A 19,683-nucleotide genomic window follows, 5' to 3' on the forward strand; every position below is an offset into this window, starting at 1 on the left:
CTATGGAAAACAACACCCACCAGCATGAGGCTGCCCCTGCGGCAAGCTTTGATATTTCCGGCATGACATGCGCTTCATGTGTCGCGCGTGTCGAAAAAGCCCTGCGCGCGCTGCCGGGCGTGACCGACGCTGCCGTCAACCTGGCGACCGAACGCGCGACCGTGCGTGGCAGCGCCGCACCCGAGGCCGTCCTCGCGGCCGTACGCGCGGCCGGCTACGACGCCACGCCCGCGCCGGCACGCGGTGCTCCTCCGGCCGCAACGGGAGCGGCCGCACCGGTCCGCCATGCTGTTGCGCGGTGGTGGCCCGTCGCCGCGAGCGCGCTGCTGACCCTGCCGCTGCTGCTGCCGATGCTGGGCGGCCTGCTCGACCTCGAGTGGAGCCTGCCCGGCATCCTCCAATGGCTGCTGGCCACGCCTGTGCAGTTCTGGCTGGGCGCGCGTTTCTACCGCGCCGGCTGGAAGGCACTGCGTGCCGGCAGCGGCAACATGGACCTGCTGGTGGCGCTGGGCACCAGCGCCGCGTACGGGCTGTCGGTCTACCTGCTGCTGGCCGATCCACATCCCGGCCATGGCGCCCCGCACCTGTATTTCGAGTCCTCCGCTGTCGTCATCACGCTCGTCCTGCTCGGCAAGTGGCTGGAACGCCGCGCCAAGGGCCAGACGGTCGAGGCCATCCGCGCGCTCGAGGCGCTGCGCCCGCTCCAGGCGATCGTGCGGCGTCCGGGCGGCGACGAGCCCGTTCCCATCGACGCGCTGCGCGTAGGCGACCGGTTGGTGGTGCCCCCGGGCGCCCGGATTGCCGCCGACGGCCGCGTGCTCGAAGGCCGCAGCGCCGTCGACGAGTCGCTGCTGACCGGCGAAAGCCTGCCAGTGCCGAAGGCGCCCGGCGACAAGGTAGCGGGCGGCGCGATCAATGCCGACGGCGTGCTGCTGGTCGAGGTGGGCGCCGTCGGTGCCGATACCATGCTGGCGCGGATCATCCGCCAGGTCGAGGATGCCCAGGCGGTCAAGGCGCCGGTGCAGCGCCTGGTGGACCGCGTCAGCGCGGTGTTCGTCCCCATCGTGCTGCTGGTCTCGCTCGTAGCCTTCCTCGGCTGGGGCATGGCCACCGGCGACTGGCAGGCGGCGCTGCTGCACGCGGTGGCGGTGCAGGTGATTGCCTGTCCCTGTGCGCTCGGGCTGGCCACGCCGACCGCGATCATGGTCGGCACCGGCGCCGCCGCCCGCCACGGCATCCTGATCCGCGATGCCGAAGCGCTCGAGCTGGCGCACGCGGTGGACACGGTGGTGTTCGACAAGACCGGCACCTTGACCAGGGGGCGGCCGCGCGTGCTCGCCCTCGAAGGCGACGACTCCGCGCGCCTGCTGGCGCTGGCCTGGGCCGTGCAGCGCCACAGCGAGCATCCGCTGGCGCAGGCGGTGACCGAGCATGCACGCGCGGCGGGTGCGGCATCGCCCGACGCGCTTGAGGCGCAGGCGCTGCCGGGGCGCGGGGTGCGGGCGGAAGTCGAGGGCGCGACCGTCTGGCTGGGCAGCGAACGCCTGATGACCGAGTTGGGCGCGGCGACCGATGGCCTGCGCGATAGCGCCCGCCGGCACGAAGAACTCGGCCGCAGCGTGTCCTGGCTCGCGCGCGCGGGACGCCACCGGCAAGGCCGGCGTGCTGGGCCTCATCGCCTTTGGCGACGAGATCAGGGAAGGTGCCGCGCAGGCGGTATCGAGCCTGCAGGCAAGGGGTGTGCGCGTCATCATGCTAACGGGCGACAATGAGGGCGCGGCGCGCGCGGTGGCGGAGGCGCTCGGCATCACGCACTACCAGGCCGGCGTGCTGCCGGAAGAGAAAGCCGAGGCGGTGCGTGCGGCAATGATGCGCGGAGCGACCGTCGCCATGGTCGGCGACGGCATCAACGATGCACCGGCGCTCGCCGCGGCCCATGTCGGCATCGCCATGGGTGGGCTGGACGTGGCCATGCACACGGCCGGCATCACGCTGATGCGTCCCGATCCACGCCTCGTGATGGACGCCATTGTGATGTCGCAGCAGACCTACCGCAAGATCCGCCAGAACCTGGGCTGGGCCTTTGCCTACAATGTCGTCGGCATCCCGCTGGCGGCCTTTGGCCTGCTCAACCCGATGCTGGCCGGCGCCGCCATGGCATTCAGTTCGGTCAGCGTCGTGAGCAACGCCTTGCTGCTGCGCCGCTGGCGCCCGGCCGCCGTCCAGCTACCAGTCACCACGGGGGCCGAAGCGCCCCAAACCAAAGGAGAACAGAGCATGTATGAACTGACCGTCGAAGGCATGAGCTGCGGCCACTGCGTGAGCCGCGTGACGAAAACCGTGCAGGAGATCGACAGCGGGGCGCAGGTCGCGGTCGACCTGCAATCGAAGAAGGTACGCATCGACAGCGCGGCCGACCTGGAGCGCATCGCGGCGGCGATCGACGCGGCCGGCTATCCAGTGACGGCGCGCTCGGCGGCGTAGGGTGGACGGCTCCGTGGTACTGCATGCGCACCTGTACCGGAAGAGCCGTCCACGCGTTCAACACCGGTAAGCAGGCCGCGCGACTCCCGTCACCCGTGGCTGTGCTTCACAGGCTTGCGTACTGACACCGCGCCAGTCGGGGCGGCCTGGCCGTTTCCAGGCGCTTGCGGCGCCGGCGGCAGTTCCCCGGTCCACTCGCGCGCGACGGTCCCGGCGGGATGCTGGTACCAGCCCGGGTCGCGGTAGTCTCCGCGCGCCAGGCCCTGGCGCACCTTCAGCGTCGTGAACATCCCGCCCATTTCCAGGTTGCCGAAGGGCCCGCGCCCGCTCATCATCGGCAGCGTGTTTTCCGGCAGCGGCATCTTCATGTCGCCCATCGAGCCGCCTTTTTCGCCCATCACCATGTAGCCCGGGATCAGGTCGTTGATCTTCTTCGCCACGCCGCGGTGGTCGACGCCGATCAGGTTCGGCACGTCGTGCCCCATGGCGTTCATCGTGTGGTGCGACTTGTGGCAGTGGAAGGCCCAGTCGCCCGGGTTGTCGGCCACGAACTCGATGGCGCGCATCTGGCCGACACCGATGTCCACGCTCACCTCCGGCCAGCGCGCCTCGGGCCGCACCCAGCCGCCGTCGGTGCCGGCGACCTCGAAGCGGTGCCCGTGCAGGTGGATCGGGTGGTTCGTCATCGTCAGGTTGCCGACGCGGATGCGGACCCGCTCGCCCAAAGTGGCCACGAGCGGGTCGATGCCGGGGAAGACACGGCTGTTGAAGGTCCACAGGTTAAAGTCGAGCATGGTGTTGGTGCGTGGCGTGTAGCTGCCCGGCTCGATGTCGTAGGCGCCCAGCAGCATCACGTAATCGCGCCCGACCGCATGCTGGCGGATGTCCTTCGGATGCGTGACCCAGAAACCCATCATCCCCATTGCCATCTGCTGCATTTCATCCGCATGCGGGTGGTACATGAAGGTGCCGGCATGGCGCGCGACGAATTCGTAGACGAAGGTCTTGCCGGGTGCGATGCCGGGCTGGGTGAGACCGGTAACCCCATCCATCCCGCAGGGCAGGATCTGGCCATGCCAGTGGATGCTGGTGTGCTCGGGCAGCTTGTTGGTAACAAAAATGCGCACCCGGTCGCCCTCGACCACTTCGATCGTCGGGCCCGGGCTCTGGCCGTTGTAGCCCCACAGGTTGGCCTGCATGCCGGGTGCGAGTTCGCGCACGACGGGTTCGGCCACCAGGTGGAATTCCTTGACGCCGTCCTTCATGCGCCAGGGCAGGGTCCAGCCGTTGAGGGTGACGACCGGGTTGTAGGGACGGCCATTGGGCGGCGCCAGCGGCGCGGCGGTGGCGCCGGACGCCTGGGTCGGGGCTTCCGGCAGCGTGGCGGCGCCGGCCTTGCTGACCTGGGCGGCGCCCACCAGCGCGGCGGCGCCGCCGAGGAATGTGCGACGTGATGTCATTGTGCGTGTTCCTTGTCGTGCGAATGTTGGGTGGTCGGGGCGGCAGGCGCAGGCGGGGCAGCCATCGCCGGCCCGAGCGGCCCGCCGAGCGCCTCCTCGAGGTCGGCCTCGGCGCGCCAGTAGCCCTCCAGCGCACCGATGTAGGCGTTGACGGCGCCGGCCTGCTCGCGTGCATCGGCCAGCAGTTCGAATGTACTGGCGAGCATGCCGTTATAGCGCAGCAGGGTCTCGTGCGAGATCTGCTTCCTGAGCGGCAGGACGGCGTCGCGGTAGTGGCGCGCCAGGTCCCAGGCGGCGCGATAGCCCGGTAGCGCTCGCGCGCCTGGCTGCGCGCCCTCACCGCGGTGTCGGCGACCTGGCGCAGCGACTGCATGTAGAGGGCTTCGGCCCGCGCCACGCGTGCGCCGCCCCAGTCGAACAGCGGCAGTTCCAGCGCGATCTCGTAGCCGCGTGCGCGTGGCTCGCCGGTTTCGCGTTTGGTCTCGACGCCCAAGTCGAGCACGTTCACGAAGCGCGTGGTGCGCGTCAAGCCCAGGCTGGCGGCCAGGCTGGCGCTTGCCTCGCGCGCGGCCTGCACGTCGAGCCGGCGTGACAGTGCCAGGCGCTCGGGTTCCGGGGATCGAGCGGCGCCGCCGGCAGGTCGGGCAGGCGCTCGGGCAGGGTGAAGGAGGTGTCCTGACCCCACATGCCCAGCTGCCGCGTCAGCGCTTCGCGCGCGGCGACGGCTTCCCTGGCGGGCGGGTCAGGCTCGCGCTGGCTTCGGCATAGAACACCTGCTCGCGCGCTTCGTCGAGTTGACTGGCATTGCCGGAGCGTGCCATCCGCCCCATCAGCTCGGCACTGGCGTCGGCCGCGGCATTCACCCGGCGCGCATAGTCTTCTTCGCTGGCGCGCGGCCACCGCCTCGACCCAGGCGCGCCGGGTTTCATAGGCGTGTTTTTCGATTTCCAGGCCGACCGCCAGCTTGGCTTCCTCGAAGCGCCGCCTTTCCATGCGCGTCGACAGCGGCAGGGTCAATGCCTCCAGCAGGCCAAAGCTGAGCGAGCGTTCGATGTCGACGACCCCGCCGCCAGCCAGGCGCTTGAACCCGAAGGAGGGATTCTGCAGCCGCGCCGCCTGCGCCAGCTCGGCCTGGGCGATGCCGACCTTCCAGTAGCTCGCCTGCAGGCCCGGATGGTTCAGGAGGGCGATGCGCACGGCGGCATCCTGGTCGAGCGGCCGTGCCAGCAGTGCCCGCACCGTGTCGGCCACTTGCCGCTCGTCGGCCGGGTTGCGCGCCAGGACCGGCTGCAGGTTGGCGCGCGTGCGCGCGGCGTCGGCAACGGTGTCGAAGCCGCCGTCGGGCGTCACGCTGGCGCAGCCGGCCAGCAGCAGGGCGCCGACGAGCGTGGAAAGCGCCGCGCGCGTCACGGCTGCGCTCCATGGGCATGTGCGCCGCCAGCGGCCGGCGAGCATGTCGACGCGCTCGCCATGTCTTTGCCAGCGCAGCAGCCGGACTGGCAGCAATCGGGCTTGCAGCAACCGTCTGCGCAGCATCCGTTCGAAGCGCCGGCAGCTTGACCAGCCATGCACGATGGCGGTGCGGCCGCGTTCAGGGCCGCCAGTACTTCAACTGGCCCGGCCTTCTTGCAGCAGCCACCGCAGGAAGCAGCTTCGTGCGCGGCGGCCATGCGATGGGCCGCATGCGGATCGGGAGTGACGTTTGGTGCGGCCGCGCCGGCCATCCCCTTGCAGCAGGCGCAGCCGCCATGCGCCGCGCCGCTTCCATGCATGGCGTGCGTGCGATGGCCGGCGTGCGGCTCGGCTGCCGCGACCGGAAGAGCGGGGGCAGCCCCGTGTGCGGTATGGGGATCCGGGGAGGGGCCAGCAGCATGGCCGGCGTGCGGGTCGGGAGCGGCTGCCGAACCGTGTCCGGCATGCCCGGGGGCGGACGCCGGAGCCGGCGCAGCGGCGCCGTGGCCGGCGTGGGCATCGCCGTGACCCGCGCCGCCCATGGTCAGCATCATCGAATTCGTGGCCCCGACGATGCGGTTCTGTTCGCGCCAGCCGCGATCCGGGCTGGCGGCGGCTGCGGCAGGTGCGCGGTAGCGGGCGGCGTCGACGTAGCGGACGGCGGGGACCTGGGCGTCGGCCGCGGCGGCTGGAATCGACGGCTGGGCGGGTGCGGCGTGGGCAGCGGCCGCCAGCAGGCAGGGCGCGGCCACGCGGAAAAGCGTGCGTGCGAAAGTCATGACATCCTCGTGTGAGACGATTGGTACGGCCGCGCGTGCGCTGACAGCGCAGCCACGGGCGGAGCGAACGGCAGGAGAATCAGGCGACGGGGAGGCGGGGAGGTCGTTCGGGCAGGGCCAGGTCGACCGAAGGCACGTCGCCGTCGGCGAAGGGCACCGTCCAGGCCGGCGGCGCGTGCACCGCGAGCGCCGGCAGGGGAGCCGGGACAATGGCGGCGCCGATCGAGCAGGCCGCGCAGGCGCTGCACTTGCCGGCGCCATGATGGGTGCCGGCAGCGTCGTCGTGCATGGCGGCCATGGCGGCGTGATCCATGCCAGTGGCCATTGCCTGCATGTGCTCCGCATGCGCATCGCCGTGCGGGGCGGCAGCGGCAACCGTACGCGCCCGTGGCCCGCTGCGCAGCCGAGCATGGCCGCCGAGGCGAAGCCCGGAAAGGGCAGCGCCAGCAGGACGAGCCAGACGATCAGTGTACGCAGGGTGGTGTTCACCGGATTATTCTAGCACGCGCCGGCAAAGCGAAACCCGGCGGTTGCCAGCGTCAATACGGGCTGTTACTATCTTGCTTTTTAGATAATCCGCATTCGGAAAGAAGCGAGGACGCCCGCATGGCCTGGATTGCCCAGCTCTTGTTTCCGCGCCGCAGGAGAAACCGGCGCGAGCTGGCCGCGCGGGCCATGGAAGTGGTCGCGCGGGTGCTGTTCGACGTCGGCGTCGACCGTTTTCGCAAGGGTTCCCTGCTGGTCGACGCCGAATTCCGCGTGCGTTTCGTCAGCGGCGACGTCCCCGGGCCCGTCCTTGCCGCCGTCCAGGTCGCCAGCCTGGCACAGGCGCGCGCGCTGCCTCTTGAGCTCGACCGGTCGCCGCTGGGCGCGGCGCTGCTGAAACGGCGCGTGGCGCTGGTGGTGCAGGAGTGGCTGGGCTGCGTGCTGGCCCAGTCCGCCGAGCTGCGCGCGCTGCCGGCGCGGCGTCAGCCGGTGCTTCTGCGGAAGGCCGCGGCCTCGAAATAGACCCGGCTGATCGCGGGGTCGAAGGCGGCCACCGTCGCCTGCAGGCGCTCGATCGCCACGTCCACCTCGTCGATGCGCATGCCGCGCCGGAAGCGCACGGCGGCCGTCAGCAGCACGTCGTCCGGCCCCAGCTGCATCGTCATCAGCTGGCCGACCTTCTCGATGTCGGGGTCTGCAGCGAACAATTCCTTCAGTTTCCCGGTCTGCTCCACGCCCACGCTTTCGCCCACCAGCAGGCCGCCCGTCTGGCGTGCCAGCGTGAAGGCCGCGCCCACCAGCAGCAGGCCGATCAGGATCGAGGCGATCGGGTCGATGGTGGGATTGGCCAGCAGTTGGCCAAGCAGGATGCCGCCGGCCGCCACGACGATGCCGAGCAGGGCCGCCGTGTCTTCGATGAAGACCGTAAACACCGAGGCATCCTTGCTGGCCTTCACGGTCTGCCACAGCGTGGTGCCCGGCTGGCGGCTGCTGTTCAGTGCGCGCCTCGACACGTTCCAGCTGTATCCTTCGAACACGAAGGCCACGCCCAGCACGACATAGTTCCAGAACGGGTCGCCCGCCGGCGCCGGTTCGCGCAGGCTGTGGATGCCGTGGTAGATCGACAGGCCGCCGCCAAGCGAGAAGACCGACAGCGCCACGATCAGGGCCCAGAAATACACGGCCTTGCCGTAGCCGAAGGGGTGGCGCGCATCGGGCTTGCGGGCGGCGACCTTTTCGCCCACGAGCAGCAGCAGTTCGTTGCCGGTGTCGACCGCCGAGTGGATGCCTTCGGCCAGCATCGCCGCGCTGCCGGTCAGGGCGGCGACGACGAATTTGGCGGTGGCGATGCCGAGGTTGGCGACGATGGCGGCGTAGATCACCTTGCGGCTGTCGCCCGCGGGCGGCGTTTCCTTGTTTGCGGTCATGGATGAGCGGGGAGGTTCGGTTGAAGCCTAGTCTAGCCAATTCGCGGTTCTCGACGAGCGCGGCTGGAAATGACGATCGCGTCCGGGATAGCTGCGCGGTTCGCTCGTCCTCCGGCACAGCAGGCATGGCGGGGGCGGCATGAGCGTACGCAACCTGAACCGCCTGCTGGCGCCGCGTTCGGTGGCGCTCATCGGTGCTTCCGAGCAGCCGGGCAGCCTGGGCGCGACCCTGCTGCGCAACCTGGTCGCCGGCGGCTTCAAGGGCGGCATCCACCCGGTCAATCCGAAGTACACGGAGCTCGGCGGCCTGCCCGCGGTGGCAAGCGTCGCCGAACTGGACACGGCGCCGGACCTGGCCGTGATCTGCACGCCCCCGCCACGGTGCCGGGCATCATCCGCCAGCTGGGCGAAAAGGGCACGCGCGCGGCCGTCGTGCTCAGCGCTGGCCTGGCGGAAGCGCGCGACGAGCGCGGGCGCTCGCTCAAGCAGGTGATGCTCGACGCCGCCAACCCCTACCTGCTGCGTATCCTGGGCCCGAACAGTGCCGGCCTGCTCACGCCCGGCCTGGGCCTGAACGCGAGCGTGGCGCACAGCGGCGCGCTCGCCGGGCGCATCGCTTTCGTGTCCCAATCAGGCGCCCTGATGACCGGGGTGCTCGACTGGGCGCGCTCGCGCGGCATCGGCTTTTCGCACTTCATCGCGCTGGGCGACTCGAGCGACGTCGACCTTGGCGACGTGCTCGATTACCTGGCCAGCGACGGCGCCACAAGCTCCATCCTGCTGTACGTCGAAAACCTGCGCTACGCGCGCAAGTTCATGTCGGCGGCGCGCGCCGCGGCGCGCAGCAAACCCACCGTGGTGCTCAAGGCCGGGCGGGTGAACGGGGGCGTACGCGCCGCCGCCAGCGAGAGCGGGGCGCTGGCCGGCATGGATGACGTCTTCGACGCCGCCATCCGCCGCGCCGGCATGCTGCGCGTGCCCACCACCGAGGGCCTGTTCGCGGCCGCCGAAACCCTGGCCCACGCCAGGCCCTTGTACGGCGAGCGCCTGGCCATCGTCGCCAACGGCGCGGGCCCGGGCGTGCTGGCGCGCGACGCCCTCGTCTGCGGCGGCGGCAGCGCCGCCGTGTTCGCGCCCGAGACGGCCGAACGCCTGGCCGCGTTGGTCCCGGCGGGCGCGGCGCCTGCCAACCCGCTGAACCTGCACGGCGGGGCCGAGCCGGAGCGCTACCGCCAGGTGCTCGAAGTATTGCTGCGCGACCCCGGGCTCGATGCGGTACTGGTGATCCATGCCCCCACCGCCACGGTCGACAGCGCCGACGTCGCCGACGCCATCGCCCCCGTTGCCCGCGCTGCCTCGCGCAACGTGCTCTCGTGCTGGCTGGGAGGCGACTCGGTGGCACCGGCACGCGCGATCGCCTCGCAGGCCGGCATGCCGACCTATGCCACGCCCGAGGATGCCGTCGCCGGCTTCCTGCAGATCGTCCACTACCGCCAGAACCAGAACCTCCTGATGCAGGTGCCGCCCTCGGTGCCCAGCGCCCTGGCGGCCGAGCGCAGCACGGCGCGGGCACTGGTGCGCGAAGCCCTGGCGAGCGGGCGCCACCTGCTGTCCGATCCCGAGACCAAGGCCATCCTGCGCCTCTACGGCATGGCGCTGGTGGAGACCCGGCCCGCGTCCAGCGTCGAGGAGGCGGTGCTGGCCGCCCGCGGCATCGGCTTTCCGTCGCCGTCAAAATCCTGTCGCCGGACGTGATGCACAAGTCCGATGTGGGGGGCGTGGCGCTCGACCTCGATTCCGAGGAAGCCGTGCGCGCCGCCGCGGGACGGGTGCGCAGGCGCCTGGCCGAGCTGCGCCCGGATGCGCGCTTCGAGGGTTTTTCTGTGCAGGCGATGGCGCGCCGCCCGGAAGGCCACGAGCTCATTTTGGGTGCCGCACTCGACCCCGTCTTCGGTCCGGTCATCCTGTTCGGCCAGGGCGGCATTGCCGTGCAGGTGGCGAACGACCATGCGGTGGCCTTGCCGCCGCTGAACGCGGTGCTGGCGCGCGACATGGTCGAGCGTACCCGCGTGGCGCGCCTTCTGGCCGGCTACCGCAACCGCCCGCCGGCCGACATGGACGCCATCCTGGCCGCGCTGGTGCAGGTGTCGCGGCTGGTGGCCGACATTCCGGAAATCGTCGAACTCGACATCAATCCGCTGCTGGTCGACGCCAGGGGCGCCATCGTGCTCGACGCGCGCATGCGCCTGGCGATGGCCGACCGCTCCGGCAGCACCCTCGACCGGCTGGCAATCCGCCCTTATCCGCGCGAGCTGGAGGAAACCATCGCCTGGGACGGCGGCAAGCTGCTGCTGCGTCCCGTGCGTCCCGAGGACGGGCCGGCCCACCTGCGTTTTTTCGACGCGCTCACGCCCGACGACGTGCGCTACCGGATGTTCGTGCGCATTCGCGAGCTCCAGCCCTCGCAGCTGGCGCGCTTTACCCAGATCGACTACGACCGCGAGATGGCCTTCATCGCCACCCGTCCGGGACCCGACGGCCTGCCCGAGACGCTGGGCGTGGGAAGGGTGGTGGCGGACCCCGACAATATCAGCGCCGAGTTCGCGGTGACGGTGCGCTCGGACCTGAAAGGCCTGGGGCTGGGACGGATCCTGATGGAGAAGCTGATCGCCTATTGCCGCTCGCGCGGCACCCGCGAAATCGTCGGCGAAGCGCTGCCGCAGAATAACCGCATCATCGGGCTGGTGAAGAAGCTCGGCTTCCAGGTGATGCCGGCGGGGGAAGAGGGCGTGCGTTCGTTCAAGCTGACTTTGTAATGAAAGAACATTTCATTGGTGGCCGGGGGATGAAATAATGTTTCGCTCTCGTAGGGTGGGCTCCGCCCACGCGGAAACATCGGTTGAAAGATGGGAACGGGGCCGCGAGCTAGCAGAGGCTGCATCCGCGTGGGGCATTGAAGCCGGGGGGGGGCTTGAATGCGAAGCCCACCCTACGGGAGGGCGCGGGCTGTTGGAACACGACCGCAGCCACATCAACGCCGGAAGCGCACGTCCTCGGTCACCACCTTCATCTCGCCCTTGGGCTTCTTGGGCTTTTTCGGCTTCTTGACGACCTGGCCGCTGGCGTTCGTTTCGGGCACGCGGTGGTCGGGCTCGAAACCGGCTTCCTCGACGCGTTTCAAGGTCTGCCCCGTCAGCAGCTCGATGGCGGCCAGCTGCTGCACCTCGTCGGCGCAGACCAGCGAGACCGCTTCGCCGGAAGCGCCGGCTCGGCCCGTGCGACCCGAGCGGTGGACGTAATCCTCGGCCACGATCGGCAGGTCGACGTTGACCACCACCGGCAGGTCGTCGATGTCGAGGCCGCGCGCGGCGACGTCGGTGGCGACGAGCACCTTCACTTCGCCCGCCTTGAAGCGCTCGAGCGCGCGCAGGCGTGCCGGCTGCGGCTTGTCGCCGTGGATGGAATCGGCGGCGATGCGCTTCGCCTGCAGCAGCTCGACAAGTTCGTCGACACCGCGGCGCGTCTTGACGAAGGCCAGCACCTGGCTCCAGCCATGTTGTTTGAGCAGGTGCAGGAAGAGCTCGGGTTTCCGCTTCTTGTCGACCGGCACCGCCCACTGCCTGATCGCCTTGACCGTGGTGTTGCGCGGCGCCGTCTCGATGCTGACCGGATCAAGCAGCAGCTTTCCCGCCAGCGCGCGGATGGCATCGGAAAAAGTAGCGGAGAACAGCAGCGTCTGACGGGCCTTGGGCAGCGCCGCCAGCACCTGGTCGAGCTCGCGCGAGAAGCCGAGGTCGAGCATGCGGTCGGCCTCGTCCAGCACCAGCATGCGTGTGCTGCCGAACTTGAGCGCGTTCTGGCGATACAGGTCGAGCAGGCGGCCGGGCGTGGCCACCAGCAGGTCGACGCCCTTGCGCAGGCGCATCATCTGCGGATTGATGCTGACGCCGCCGTAGGCCACCATGGTCCGCAGCGGCAGGGCACCGCCATAGGCCTTGAAACTGTCGTGCACCTGTTCGGCCAGTTCGCGCGTGGGCACCAGCACCGGGCGCGCGCCGAGTTGCTGGCGAGCGGGTCGCCTTCCATGGTCAGGCGCTGCAGCAGCGGCAGGGCGAAGCCGGCGGTCTTGCCAGTGCCGGTCTGGGCCGCGGCCATGACGTCGCGCCCGGTCCAGCACGGCGGGGATGGCCTGGGCCTGGACCGCGGTCGGGTTCTTGTAGTTGAGCGATTCGAGGGTGCGGACGATCTGGTCGATCAGGCCGAGCGAGGCAAACGACATGGAAACCTTGGAGCAAATTGAACAGCCGACAGTGTAGCCTGCCGTGCGCGTGCGAGCACGGTTTCCAGCACGCGCGCCTGGGCACACGACGGTCGCAAGCGCCCAGGTTCACAGATATGTCTGGCGTGCGCGGCGCCACGTGCATGCCTGGCGCACGTAGGGCGGCCGGCGGCGCTGTCCTTAGAGCCTATCCCGGTAGTCCGGAGTCGCTGCTGGCGCGCCTGACAAACGCGTGCTGCGTTGCTCGTCGTTGCATGGCCAGCCATGCGGCCTCCTCGCGCCTTGCCCGCGCTTGCCATGCATCGCCACCAGCTTTCCCCGGACTACCGGGATAGGCTCTTAGAAATCGACGAACGAAGCAAGCACGCAGCCCGTGATCGGCTTGACCGGTTCCTGGCGCCCCTGGCAGCCACCGATGACGAGACAGGCGAGGGCGATGGCGCCCCAGCGCAGGACAGGTTTCATGACGCTTCCTCCTCCGACTTCATGATAGCGCGCCCCGTGCGCCACGCAAGCGCCGCACGTCAGAAGCGGTAGGACAGGCTGGCCCGCAATACCGGATAGACCTTGTAGTCCGATACGTCGCCGGCCAGGCGCGCCTGTTCCTCGGCAACGTCGCTCGCCAGGCGCTGGCATACGGCGGTCGCCACCGTGCAGTTGAGGCTGCGCAGGCTGACGCGCGCCGAGCCACGGTAATAGGCGCCCAGGTCGCCGCCGAAGCTCCAGCCGCGCTCGTCGCTCAAGGCATTGCCCCAGCCGATGCCGAGGTAGGGCGCGGCCTTGCGGAAGTCCACCTTGCCGACCAGGATGCCGACTTCGGCGATGTTGTACTGGGTGCCGTTGAGGCGGAAGGTCGACAGGCCGTTCGGCTCGGCAACGGCGTCGAAGCGCGTATTGTTATAGATGACGCCGCCCGTGAGCCGGAAGCTGCTGCCGGCGCGCGGATACCAGTCGAGCAGGGCGTCGACCGTCTGCAGCTTGCCGTCGAGGTCGTACTCGAGCTGGCCGGAACTGCGGGTGAAGTCGTGCTTGAAGTAGTTGACGCCGAGCCGGCCATTGAGCGAGGAGGCCAGCGGAAAGCTCAGGTGGGCGCCGACGCCGGTGCTGCCGGCATCGAGGCTGGCCCCGACCTGGGCCGCGGCGGGCGTGGCGGCCATGAGGCAGGCCAGCATTGCAGGAATGAACGGATGTTTCATGAAGACCCTCGTCGCATGACATGTCGTTGGGGTGATTCTAGCGGCGACCCTGTCGTAAGCGCACCACTGCGCCTATTCCGCGCGACAAGTCGACGCGCCAAGTCGGCGCGCCAAGTCGGCGCAACAAGTTGTAAATGTGTGTTGCAGCGAACAAAGTTTTTACTTTGGGCCTGATACAGTACGCCTTACATGACAACGAGAGGACCTTTCATGAAATCCCCACTTCGCTTCCTTCTTGGCGCCGCCTTGCTGGCTGCAGCCGCCACGCCGGCCCTGGCCCAGACCAATGTCAGCATCAGTATCGGCCAGCCCGGCTTCTACGGCCGCCTGGACATCGGCGACTTCGGCCAGCCACCGGTCGTCTACACCCAGCAGCCGGTGGTCGTGGTGCGCGAAGTGCGCCACGTGCGCGCCGAGCCGATCTACCTGCGCGTGCCGCCCGGCCACCGCAAGAACTGGTCGCGCTACTGCGGCCGCTATGGCGCCTGCGCGCGCCCGGTGATGTTCGTGCGCGACGACTGGTACACCAACACCTATGCGCCGCGCTATCGCGAGCGTCACCACGGCTACCGCGAGCCGGTGCGCGAAGTGCGGGAAGTCCGCGAAGTGCATTATGTCGAACACGATCGCCATGACAGGCACGACAAGCACGACAAGCACGACAAGCATGACAAGCACGGCGGCGGCCACGGCCATGGCAACGGTCACGGCCGCGGCCATTAAGTAGGCAGCCCGTCCCTGCGTCCGCGCCCACGCCGGCGCGGATTTTCCTCCGGGTGTACACTTGCCATATCGCCAATGTGCTGGCATTGCCGGCGGGCGCAACGGACGGAGGATGGCTTGCAAAGCGAAATCGTGATCGTCGGAGGCGGGGCGGGCGGACTGGAACTGGCCTGTAAACTGGGACGCAAGCTCGGTCCCTCGAAGGTGATGCTGGTGGACTGCCGGCTCTACCACATCTGGAAGCCTTCGCTGCACGAGGTGGCGGCCGGCACGCTCGACATCCACCAGGAGGGCCTCTCCTACCAGATGCTGGCCCACGATAACGGATTTACCTTTGTCTACGGCCCGATGACGGCGCTCGACGGTGCCGCGCGCAGCATCACCGTGGGCGCCGTGCGCGCCGCCGATGGCGAAGACGTGCTGCACGAGCGCCGGATTGCATTCACTTCCCTGGTGATCGCCGTCGGCAGCACCTCGAACTACTTCGGCGTGCCGGGCGCACGCGAACACACCATTTCCCTGAACGCCACCGAAGACGCCGAGCGCTTCCGCCTGCGTCTCCTGCGCCTGATGGCCGTGGCCGAGCAGGCGCGCGAGGAACGCGAGCGCGCTGGCGGCGGACAGGACGACGCCCCGCTCGACATCGTCATCATCGGCGGCGGCGCCACCGGCGTCGAACTGGCGGCCGAATTGCGGGAAGCATCGGGCGTGTACGCCACCTACGGCTTCACGCGCCTGCAGGTGCAGCGCGACGTGCGCATCACCCTGCTCGAGGGCGCACCGCATCCCTGGCGCCGCTGCCCGAACGGGTCTCGAGCGCTGCCCTGAAGCTGCTGGGCGAACGCGGCATCAAGGTCGTGAACGACTGCCGCGTCACGGCCATCGAGCCCGATCGCGTGCTGGACAATGCCGGCAACGTCTATCCAGCCAGCCTGTGCGTGTGGGCTGCCGGCATCCGCGCCCCGGAGCTGCTGGGTTCGCTCGGCCTGCCGACCAACAAGGGCGGCCAGATCGAGGTCGACACCCACCTGCGCGTGCCGGGTCCGCCCGGGCATCTACGCTTTCGGGGATTGTGCCGCCTGCATCGATGCGGAGGGCAAGCCGGTGCCACCGCGCGCCCAGGCCGCGCACCAGCAGGCCGACTACCTGGCCGACGGTTTCCTGCGCCGCGCCGCCGGCAAGCCACCCGGGGACCTTCCCTACCGCTACCGCGACTACGGCTCCCCTGGTTTCGCTGGGCAAGACGACCAGCGTCGGCAACCTGATGGGTTCGCTGCGCGGGGCAAGCTGGTTTGTCGAAGGGATGATGGCGCGCCTGATGTACACCAGCCTGCACCTGCTGCACCACAAGGCCGTGCTCGGCACGATGCGCACCGGCGTGCTGGCGCTGGCGCGCTTCCTGGTCAGGCGCGCGACGCCGCTGGTGAAGCTGCATTGAAGGAACCGGCACGCCTTGCCGGCGTGCCATGGCCGCCCGAGGGATTCAGGCCGGTGCGTGGCGCGGCAGGATCATCGTCAATGCCGCGCCGCCCTCGCGCCCCGTTTCCAGGCTGACGCTGCCGCCGAGGGCACGGGCGCGTTCGCGCAGCAGGCGCAGGCCGTGGCAGCGGAGCGACTCTGGCTGGCCGTTCGCCATGCCGGCGCCGTCGTCGCGCACGGTCAGCATCAGCTGGTCGCCATCGTCGTCGAGGATGACGTCGATCGTGCGCGCATTCGCATGGTGCAAGGCGTTGCGCAGCCCTTCCTCGGCGCAGCGCAGCAGGGCGACGTTCTGGGGGCGCGTATAGGCGTCGTCGTCGTCGGGCAGGCTGACGCGGGCCGTAATGCCATGCTCCAGGCTGAATTCGGCCACCAGTTCGGTCAACGCGGCCTTGATGCCAAGGAACTCCAGCTTGTCGTTCCACAGCGTCAGCTGCACCTTGCGGTTGGTCTCGATGATGCCGTTGAGCAGGCTTTTCATCTGGTTGGCCCGGTCCACCGCCTTGGCATCGGTCAGGCCTTTCGACAGCAGGCCCAGGTGCATGGTGAGGGCCGTCATCGACGAGCCGAGGCTGTCGTGCAGCTTGCGCGCGAGCAGGCGCCGGTCGTCGTCCCAGCAATTCATCAGGTGGGCGACCAGCTCGGTCAGCGCGGCGGTGCGTTCGGCAACCTGCCGTTCCAGTTCCGGGTCGAGGTGCTGCGGTTCCGGTGCGGTCATCGTGGGCTCGGTGAATGTTTCCCAAATCATACAACAGCTTCGCAGAGGGAGTGCGCACTGAGGTGCTCGGCGCCGCGTGTCACGCCCCGGAGTGTGGAAGGGCAGGCACAGCGTGCGCTGCCGAACGGTGTAACGCGGCATTTGGCCTCACGCTGGAGCCCTGGACTTCTTATTCAATAAACAACTCTGGGAGCTAGCATGCCAAACAATACCGAGACGCCCATCGACGCCATCACCCTGCTCACCAAGCAGCACCGCGAAGTCGAGGACATGTTCGAACAATTCGAAAAGATGACCGACCGCGCCAAGGTGAGCAAGAAGAAGCTTGCCGACCAGATCTGCAATGCCCTGATCATGCATACCACCATCGAGGAAGAAATCCTGTATCCGGCTACCCGCGAAGCGAGCGAGGAAACCGAGGACATGGTCGACGAGGCCGTCGTCGAGCACGCCTCGGCGAAAGACCTCATCGCCCAGGTACAGGAAATGGATCCAGGCGACGAGCTGTACGACGCCAAGGTCAAGGTGCTGGGCGAAATGGTCGAGCACCACGTCAAGGAAGAAGAGGAAGAAATGTTCCCGAAACTGCGCGAACTGAAGCTCGACCTGGCCCAATTGGGCGCCGAGATGGCGGCCCGTGCCAAGGAAATCCAGGCAACGATGTAAGCGTCCTGCGCCTGCCGGACAAAACAGAACGGCGCCCTCGGGCGCCGTTTGTTCGTCTCGGGGATGCCGCGCTCAGCCGGCGGGGGCCGGCAGCGGTGCCGGTTCGCCCAGCGCGCCCAGCAGCTGGGCGATGTCCACCGGTTTCACCAGGTGCATGTCGAAGCCTGCTTCCAGCACGCGGCGCTGGTCCTCGGCCAGGCCATAGCCGGTCAGGGCGATGAGGCGCATCGCGCCCGTTGCCGGGTTGGCGCGCAGGCGCCGGGCAACCTCGTAACCGTCGATGCCGGGCAGGTCGATGTCGACCAGCGCCACCGGGGCAGGTGGGCCGTGGCCAGGCTGACGCCGTCCAGCCCGTCGGCGGACTGCAGTACCGGGTAGCCATAGACGTCGAGCATGGTGGCCATCATCTCGCGGCCGTCTTCGTTGTCTTCGATCAGGAGCACCGAGGGCTTGGCCGCTTCGTTTTCCATGACCATGGCGGCAGGCGCGGGCTGGTTCACCTGCTGCGCGCGCGGCAGGCGGATGACGAAGGCACTGCCGGCGCTGGCGCCGCCGCTGCTGGCGCTGACGCTGCCGCCATGCAGTTCGACCAGGCGCCGTACCAGCGACAGGCCGATGCCGAGGCCCCCCGGGCGCGGTCCAGGCTGATCGTGCCCTGCACGAACACGTCGAATACGTGCGGCAGCAGGTCGGGCGCGATGCCCACGCCGGTATCGCGTACGGAGAGGAGCACTTCCTCGTCCTCGGCGGCGATCGCGATGTCGATGGTGCCGCCGGCCGGCGTGTACTTCAGGGCATTGTCGATCAGGTTGGTGGCGATCTGCTCCAGGCGGGTCGGGTCGCCGTCGACCCAGTTCGGCGCCAGGTCGACGTTGATGCGGTAGCCGGCGGTGCGGCCGGTGGCGCGGAAGGTATCGAGGCAGGCGCCGACCAGGCTGGCATGTCGACCGGTTTGCGTGCCAGCAGGATCTTGCCCGACATCGCACGCGACAGGTCGAGCAGGTCGTCGACGATGCGCGAGAGATGCTGGCTCTGGCGCTGGATGATCTGGCGCGCGCGCGAAGCCATTTCGGCGCGGGCGCCCGGCATGTCGATCAGGGCGGCGGCGCTGGCAATGGCCGACAGCGGGTTGCGCAGCTCGTGGCCGAGCATGGCGAGGAATTCGTCCTTCGCATGGCTCTTGCGTTCGGCGGCCTGGCGGTCCTCGATCTCGCGCATCAGGCGCTCGTTGGTACCGGTCAGCTCTTCCGTGCGCTGCGACAGCTTCTCGGTCTGCCGGCGTAGCTGCTCGTTCTTGTTGGCCAGGGCAACGAAGACCGACACCTTGGCATGCAGGATCTGCGGGATCACGGGCGTGAACAGGAAGTCGGCGGCGCCGCGCTGGTAGGCCTTCAGGCGGTCGATCTCGTCGGCCAGGAAGGCGGTGACGAAGATGATCGGGATGTCGGCCGAGCGTGCGCGCTGGTGGATCGCCTCGGCGGTCTCGAAGCCGTCCATGCCGGGCATGTTGACGTCGAGGATGATGACGGCAAAGTCATGCAGCAGCACCTGGCGCAGCGCTTCCTGGCCGGAACGCGCGGCGAGCACCGAATAGCCGGTTTCGTCGGCCCATTGGTCTAGCAGGCTCGTCAGGGCAAGCAGGCTGGCGGCATCGTCGTTCACGACGAGGATCTTGGGTTTGTCAGTTGTCGGCACGTCGTTCCTGCTGGTTCGTCGGAGTGTGGCCAAAATTATCGCGGGTGTGAAAGGATAGCAGACCGGCTTTGTTTTCCAAAGTAAAGACAGGTCAACGGGACTCGCGCTCTGTTAGAAATGATAGCACGGCAATTTACAATGTCTTGTGGCAATTGAGGGCGAGTGTTGCGCGGCTGTCGCCCAAGCCTGTGGTTTTCGTGTTCGACACCGCACATACGGTCCCGGCCCGCTATGCGATAGTGGAACCGTGTCCGGTTCAACCGTGTCTACGGTGGATGACAGGCCGCTCACTTAAGAGGAAAAACATGGATATCAAAACCATCGTAAACGAGCAGTACCATGGCAAATCGCTGGCCGAACTGGCCGATAGTCCGCTGACGGCCCTGGTTGGCGTCGGCGAGAAGGAGGCCAACGCCCTGCGCGAGGCCTTCGGCGTGACGACCGTGCGCCAGCTGGCCCAGGTCAAGATCGTCGCCAACGCCGTCGCCATCGACATGATGGCCGATGCCGAAGCGGCCACGCCTGGCGAAGTCGCCAAGGAAACCCTGCTCGACGACGCCGTCGAAATGACTTTCCCTGCCAGCGACCCGATCTCGGTCGACGCCGGCATCACCCGCATCGAAGTCGCGCCCGAAAAGGTCGAGGCCTCACGCGACCACCAGAGCGCCGTGTCGATCGCCGCGCACAACGAGGAAGCCTCGGGCCAGGCCAACGTCGGCACCGGCGGCACCGCGTCGAAGGACGTCGGTACGGCCTGAGTTCGATAGTGGATCGGCGCTCACCGGCGCCTGCGCCTGGCAACGGCGCCCTTGTTCCGCGGTAGTTAGCGGGGCGGGGCG

The 19,683-nt window shown here is 68.7% G+C and carries 15 protein-coding genes and 8 pseudogenes; 9 read left to right on the forward strand and 14 right to left on the reverse strand.

Annotation, left to right across the window (positions count from 1 at the left end; all coding sequences use genetic code 11):
- Nucleotides 1-2: 2 nt before the first annotated feature.
- Nucleotides 3-2,484 (forward strand): annotated as a pseudogene (locus G4G28_RS10315) (heavy metal translocating P-type ATPase).
- An 89-nt stretch (nt 2,485-2,573) separates the two neighbouring features.
- Here G4G28_RS10315 and G4G28_RS10320 read toward each other — a convergent pair.
- From G4G28_RS10320 to G4G28_RS10335, 4 genes and pseudogenes are all read right to left on the reverse strand, one after another.
- Nucleotides 2,574-3,944 carry a multicopper oxidase family protein gene (locus G4G28_RS10320; RefSeq protein ID WP_182988205.1) on the reverse strand — a complete coding sequence of 457 codons (1,371 nt, stop codon included), beginning with the start codon at nt 3,942-3,944 and terminating at the stop codon, nt 2,574-2,576.
- Nucleotides 3,941-5,399: pseudogene (locus G4G28_RS28980) on the reverse strand (TolC family protein). The gene G4G28_RS10320 and the pseudogene G4G28_RS28980 overlap by 4 nt, the downstream one beginning before the upstream one ends.
- A complete protein-coding gene (locus G4G28_RS10330) occupies nt 5,351-6,175 on the reverse strand; it encodes a hypothetical protein (protein ID WP_183108327.1) in 825 nt (274 codons plus the stop codon). The pseudogene G4G28_RS28980 and the gene G4G28_RS10330 overlap by 49 nt, the downstream one beginning before the upstream one ends.
- Before the next feature lie 79 nt (nt 6,176-6,254).
- Nucleotides 6,255-6,488 carry a hypothetical protein gene (locus G4G28_RS10335; protein WP_183108328.1) on the reverse strand — a complete coding sequence of 78 codons (234 nt, stop codon included), beginning with the start codon at nt 6,486-6,488 and terminating at the stop codon, nt 6,255-6,257.
- Nucleotides 6,489-6,781: 293 nt separating this feature from the next.
- Between G4G28_RS10335 and G4G28_RS10340 the strand changes: the two genes are divergently transcribed.
- A complete protein-coding gene (locus G4G28_RS10340; RefSeq protein ID WP_183108329.1) occupies nt 6,782-7,183 on the forward strand; it encodes a hypothetical protein in 402 nt (133 codons plus the stop codon).
- Here G4G28_RS10340 and G4G28_RS10345 read toward each other — a convergent pair.
- A complete protein-coding gene (locus tag G4G28_RS10345; protein WP_182988208.1) occupies nt 7,144-8,088 on the reverse strand; it encodes a cation diffusion facilitator family transporter in 945 nt (314 codons plus the stop codon). The two genes, G4G28_RS10340 and G4G28_RS10345, sit on opposite strands and share 40 nt — an antisense overlap.
- 139 nt (nt 8,089-8,227) lie before the next feature.
- Between G4G28_RS10345 and G4G28_RS28165 the strand changes: the two genes are divergently transcribed.
- From G4G28_RS28165 to G4G28_RS28990, 3 genes and pseudogenes are all read left to right on the forward strand, one after another.
- A complete protein-coding gene (locus G4G28_RS28165; RefSeq protein WP_308602181.1) occupies nt 8,228-8,581 on the forward strand; it encodes a CoA-binding protein in 354 nt (117 codons plus the stop codon).
- Nucleotides 8,582-8,730: 149 nt separating this feature from the next.
- Nucleotides 8,731-9,045: pseudogene (locus G4G28_RS28985) on the forward strand (GNAT family N-acetyltransferase); the annotation flags it as partial.
- Nucleotides 9,046-9,191: 146 nt separating this feature from the next.
- Nucleotides 9,192-10,904: pseudogene (locus G4G28_RS28990) on the forward strand (GNAT family N-acetyltransferase); the annotation flags it as partial.
- Between the two features lie 215 nt (nt 10,905-11,119).
- On the opposite strand, the pseudogene G4G28_RS10355 reads toward G4G28_RS28990, so the two are convergent.
- From G4G28_RS10355 to G4G28_RS10360, 3 genes and pseudogenes are all read right to left on the reverse strand, one after another.
- Nucleotides 11,120-12,367, reverse strand: a pseudogene (locus G4G28_RS10355) (DEAD/DEAH box helicase).
- A 339-nt stretch (nt 12,368-12,706) separates the two neighbouring features.
- Nucleotides 12,707-12,832 carry a hypothetical protein gene (locus G4G28_RS27460; protein ID WP_267873614.1) on the reverse strand — a complete coding sequence of 42 codons (126 nt, stop codon included), beginning with the start codon at nt 12,830-12,832 and terminating at the stop codon, nt 12,707-12,709.
- Between the two features lie 59 nt (nt 12,833-12,891).
- Nucleotides 12,892-13,563 carry a hypothetical protein gene (locus tag G4G28_RS10360; RefSeq protein WP_183108330.1) on the reverse strand — a complete coding sequence of 224 codons (672 nt, stop codon included), beginning with the start codon at nt 13,561-13,563 and terminating at the stop codon, nt 12,892-12,894.
- A 210-nt stretch (nt 13,564-13,773) separates the two neighbouring features.
- Between G4G28_RS10360 and G4G28_RS10365 the strand changes: the two genes are divergently transcribed.
- Nucleotides 13,774-14,286 (forward strand): hypothetical protein, encoded by a 513-nt coding sequence (locus G4G28_RS10365; protein WP_182988211.1) that lies wholly within the window; start codon nt 13,774-13,776, stop codon nt 14,284-14,286.
- A 75-nt stretch (nt 14,287-14,361) separates the two neighbouring features.
- A pseudogene (locus tag G4G28_RS10370) lies at nt 14,362-15,724 on the forward strand (NAD(P)/FAD-dependent oxidoreductase).
- A gap of 45 nt (nt 15,725-15,769) precedes the next feature.
- Here G4G28_RS10370 and G4G28_RS10375 read toward each other — a convergent pair.
- The gene (locus G4G28_RS10375) at nt 15,770-16,483 is read right to left on the reverse strand and encodes a sensor histidine kinase (RefSeq protein WP_182988212.1); all 714 of its coding nucleotides are present in this window, start codon (nt 16,481-16,483) and stop codon (nt 15,770-15,772) included.
- Nucleotides 16,484-16,681: 198 nt separating this feature from the next.
- Between G4G28_RS10375 and G4G28_RS10380 the strand changes: the two genes are divergently transcribed.
- The gene (locus tag G4G28_RS10380; RefSeq protein WP_182988213.1) at nt 16,682-17,149 is read left to right on the forward strand and encodes a hemerythrin domain-containing protein; all 468 of its coding nucleotides are present in this window, start codon (nt 16,682-16,684) and stop codon (nt 17,147-17,149) included.
- A 72-nt stretch (nt 17,150-17,221) separates the two neighbouring features.
- Here G4G28_RS10380 and G4G28_RS28995 read toward each other — a convergent pair whose 3' ends face one another.
- From G4G28_RS28995 to G4G28_RS29015, 5 genes and pseudogenes are all read right to left on the reverse strand, one after another.
- Nucleotides 17,222-17,461 carry a response regulator gene (locus G4G28_RS28995; protein WP_374039779.1) on the reverse strand — a complete coding sequence of 80 codons (240 nt, stop codon included), beginning with the start codon at nt 17,459-17,461 and terminating at the stop codon, nt 17,222-17,224.
- Complete coding sequence (locus tag G4G28_RS29000; protein ID WP_374039810.1) at nt 17,359-17,649, reverse strand: hypothetical protein; 291 nt, start codon at nt 17,647-17,649, stop codon at nt 17,359-17,361. The genes G4G28_RS28995 and G4G28_RS29000 overlap by 103 nt, the downstream gene beginning before the upstream one ends.
- A 66-nt stretch (nt 17,650-17,715) precedes the next feature.
- Nucleotides 17,716-17,823 (reverse strand): annotated as a pseudogene (locus G4G28_RS29005) (hypothetical protein); the annotation flags it as partial.
- A gap of 41 nt (nt 17,824-17,864) precedes the next feature.
- A pseudogene (locus G4G28_RS29010) lies at nt 17,865-18,026 on the reverse strand (ATP-binding protein); the annotation flags it as partial.
- Nucleotides 17,954-18,844 carry a response regulator gene (locus G4G28_RS29015; RefSeq protein WP_374039780.1) on the reverse strand — a complete coding sequence of 297 codons (891 nt, stop codon included), beginning with the start codon at nt 18,842-18,844 and terminating at the stop codon, nt 17,954-17,956. The pseudogene G4G28_RS29010 and the gene G4G28_RS29015, both read right to left, overlap by 73 nt.
- 305 nt (nt 18,845-19,149) lie before the next feature.
- Between G4G28_RS29015 and G4G28_RS10390 the strand changes: the two genes are divergently transcribed.
- Nucleotides 19,150-19,602, forward strand: coding sequence for a hypothetical protein (locus tag G4G28_RS10390; RefSeq protein ID WP_229424969.1), 453 nt, complete (start codon nt 19,150-19,152; stop codon nt 19,600-19,602).
- The last annotated feature ends 81 nt before the right edge of the window (nt 19,603-19,683 follow it).

This window comes from Massilia sp. Dwa41.01b, assembly GCF_014171775.1.
Taxonomy (GTDB): Bacteria; Pseudomonadota; Gammaproteobacteria; order Burkholderiales; family Burkholderiaceae_D; genus Telluria.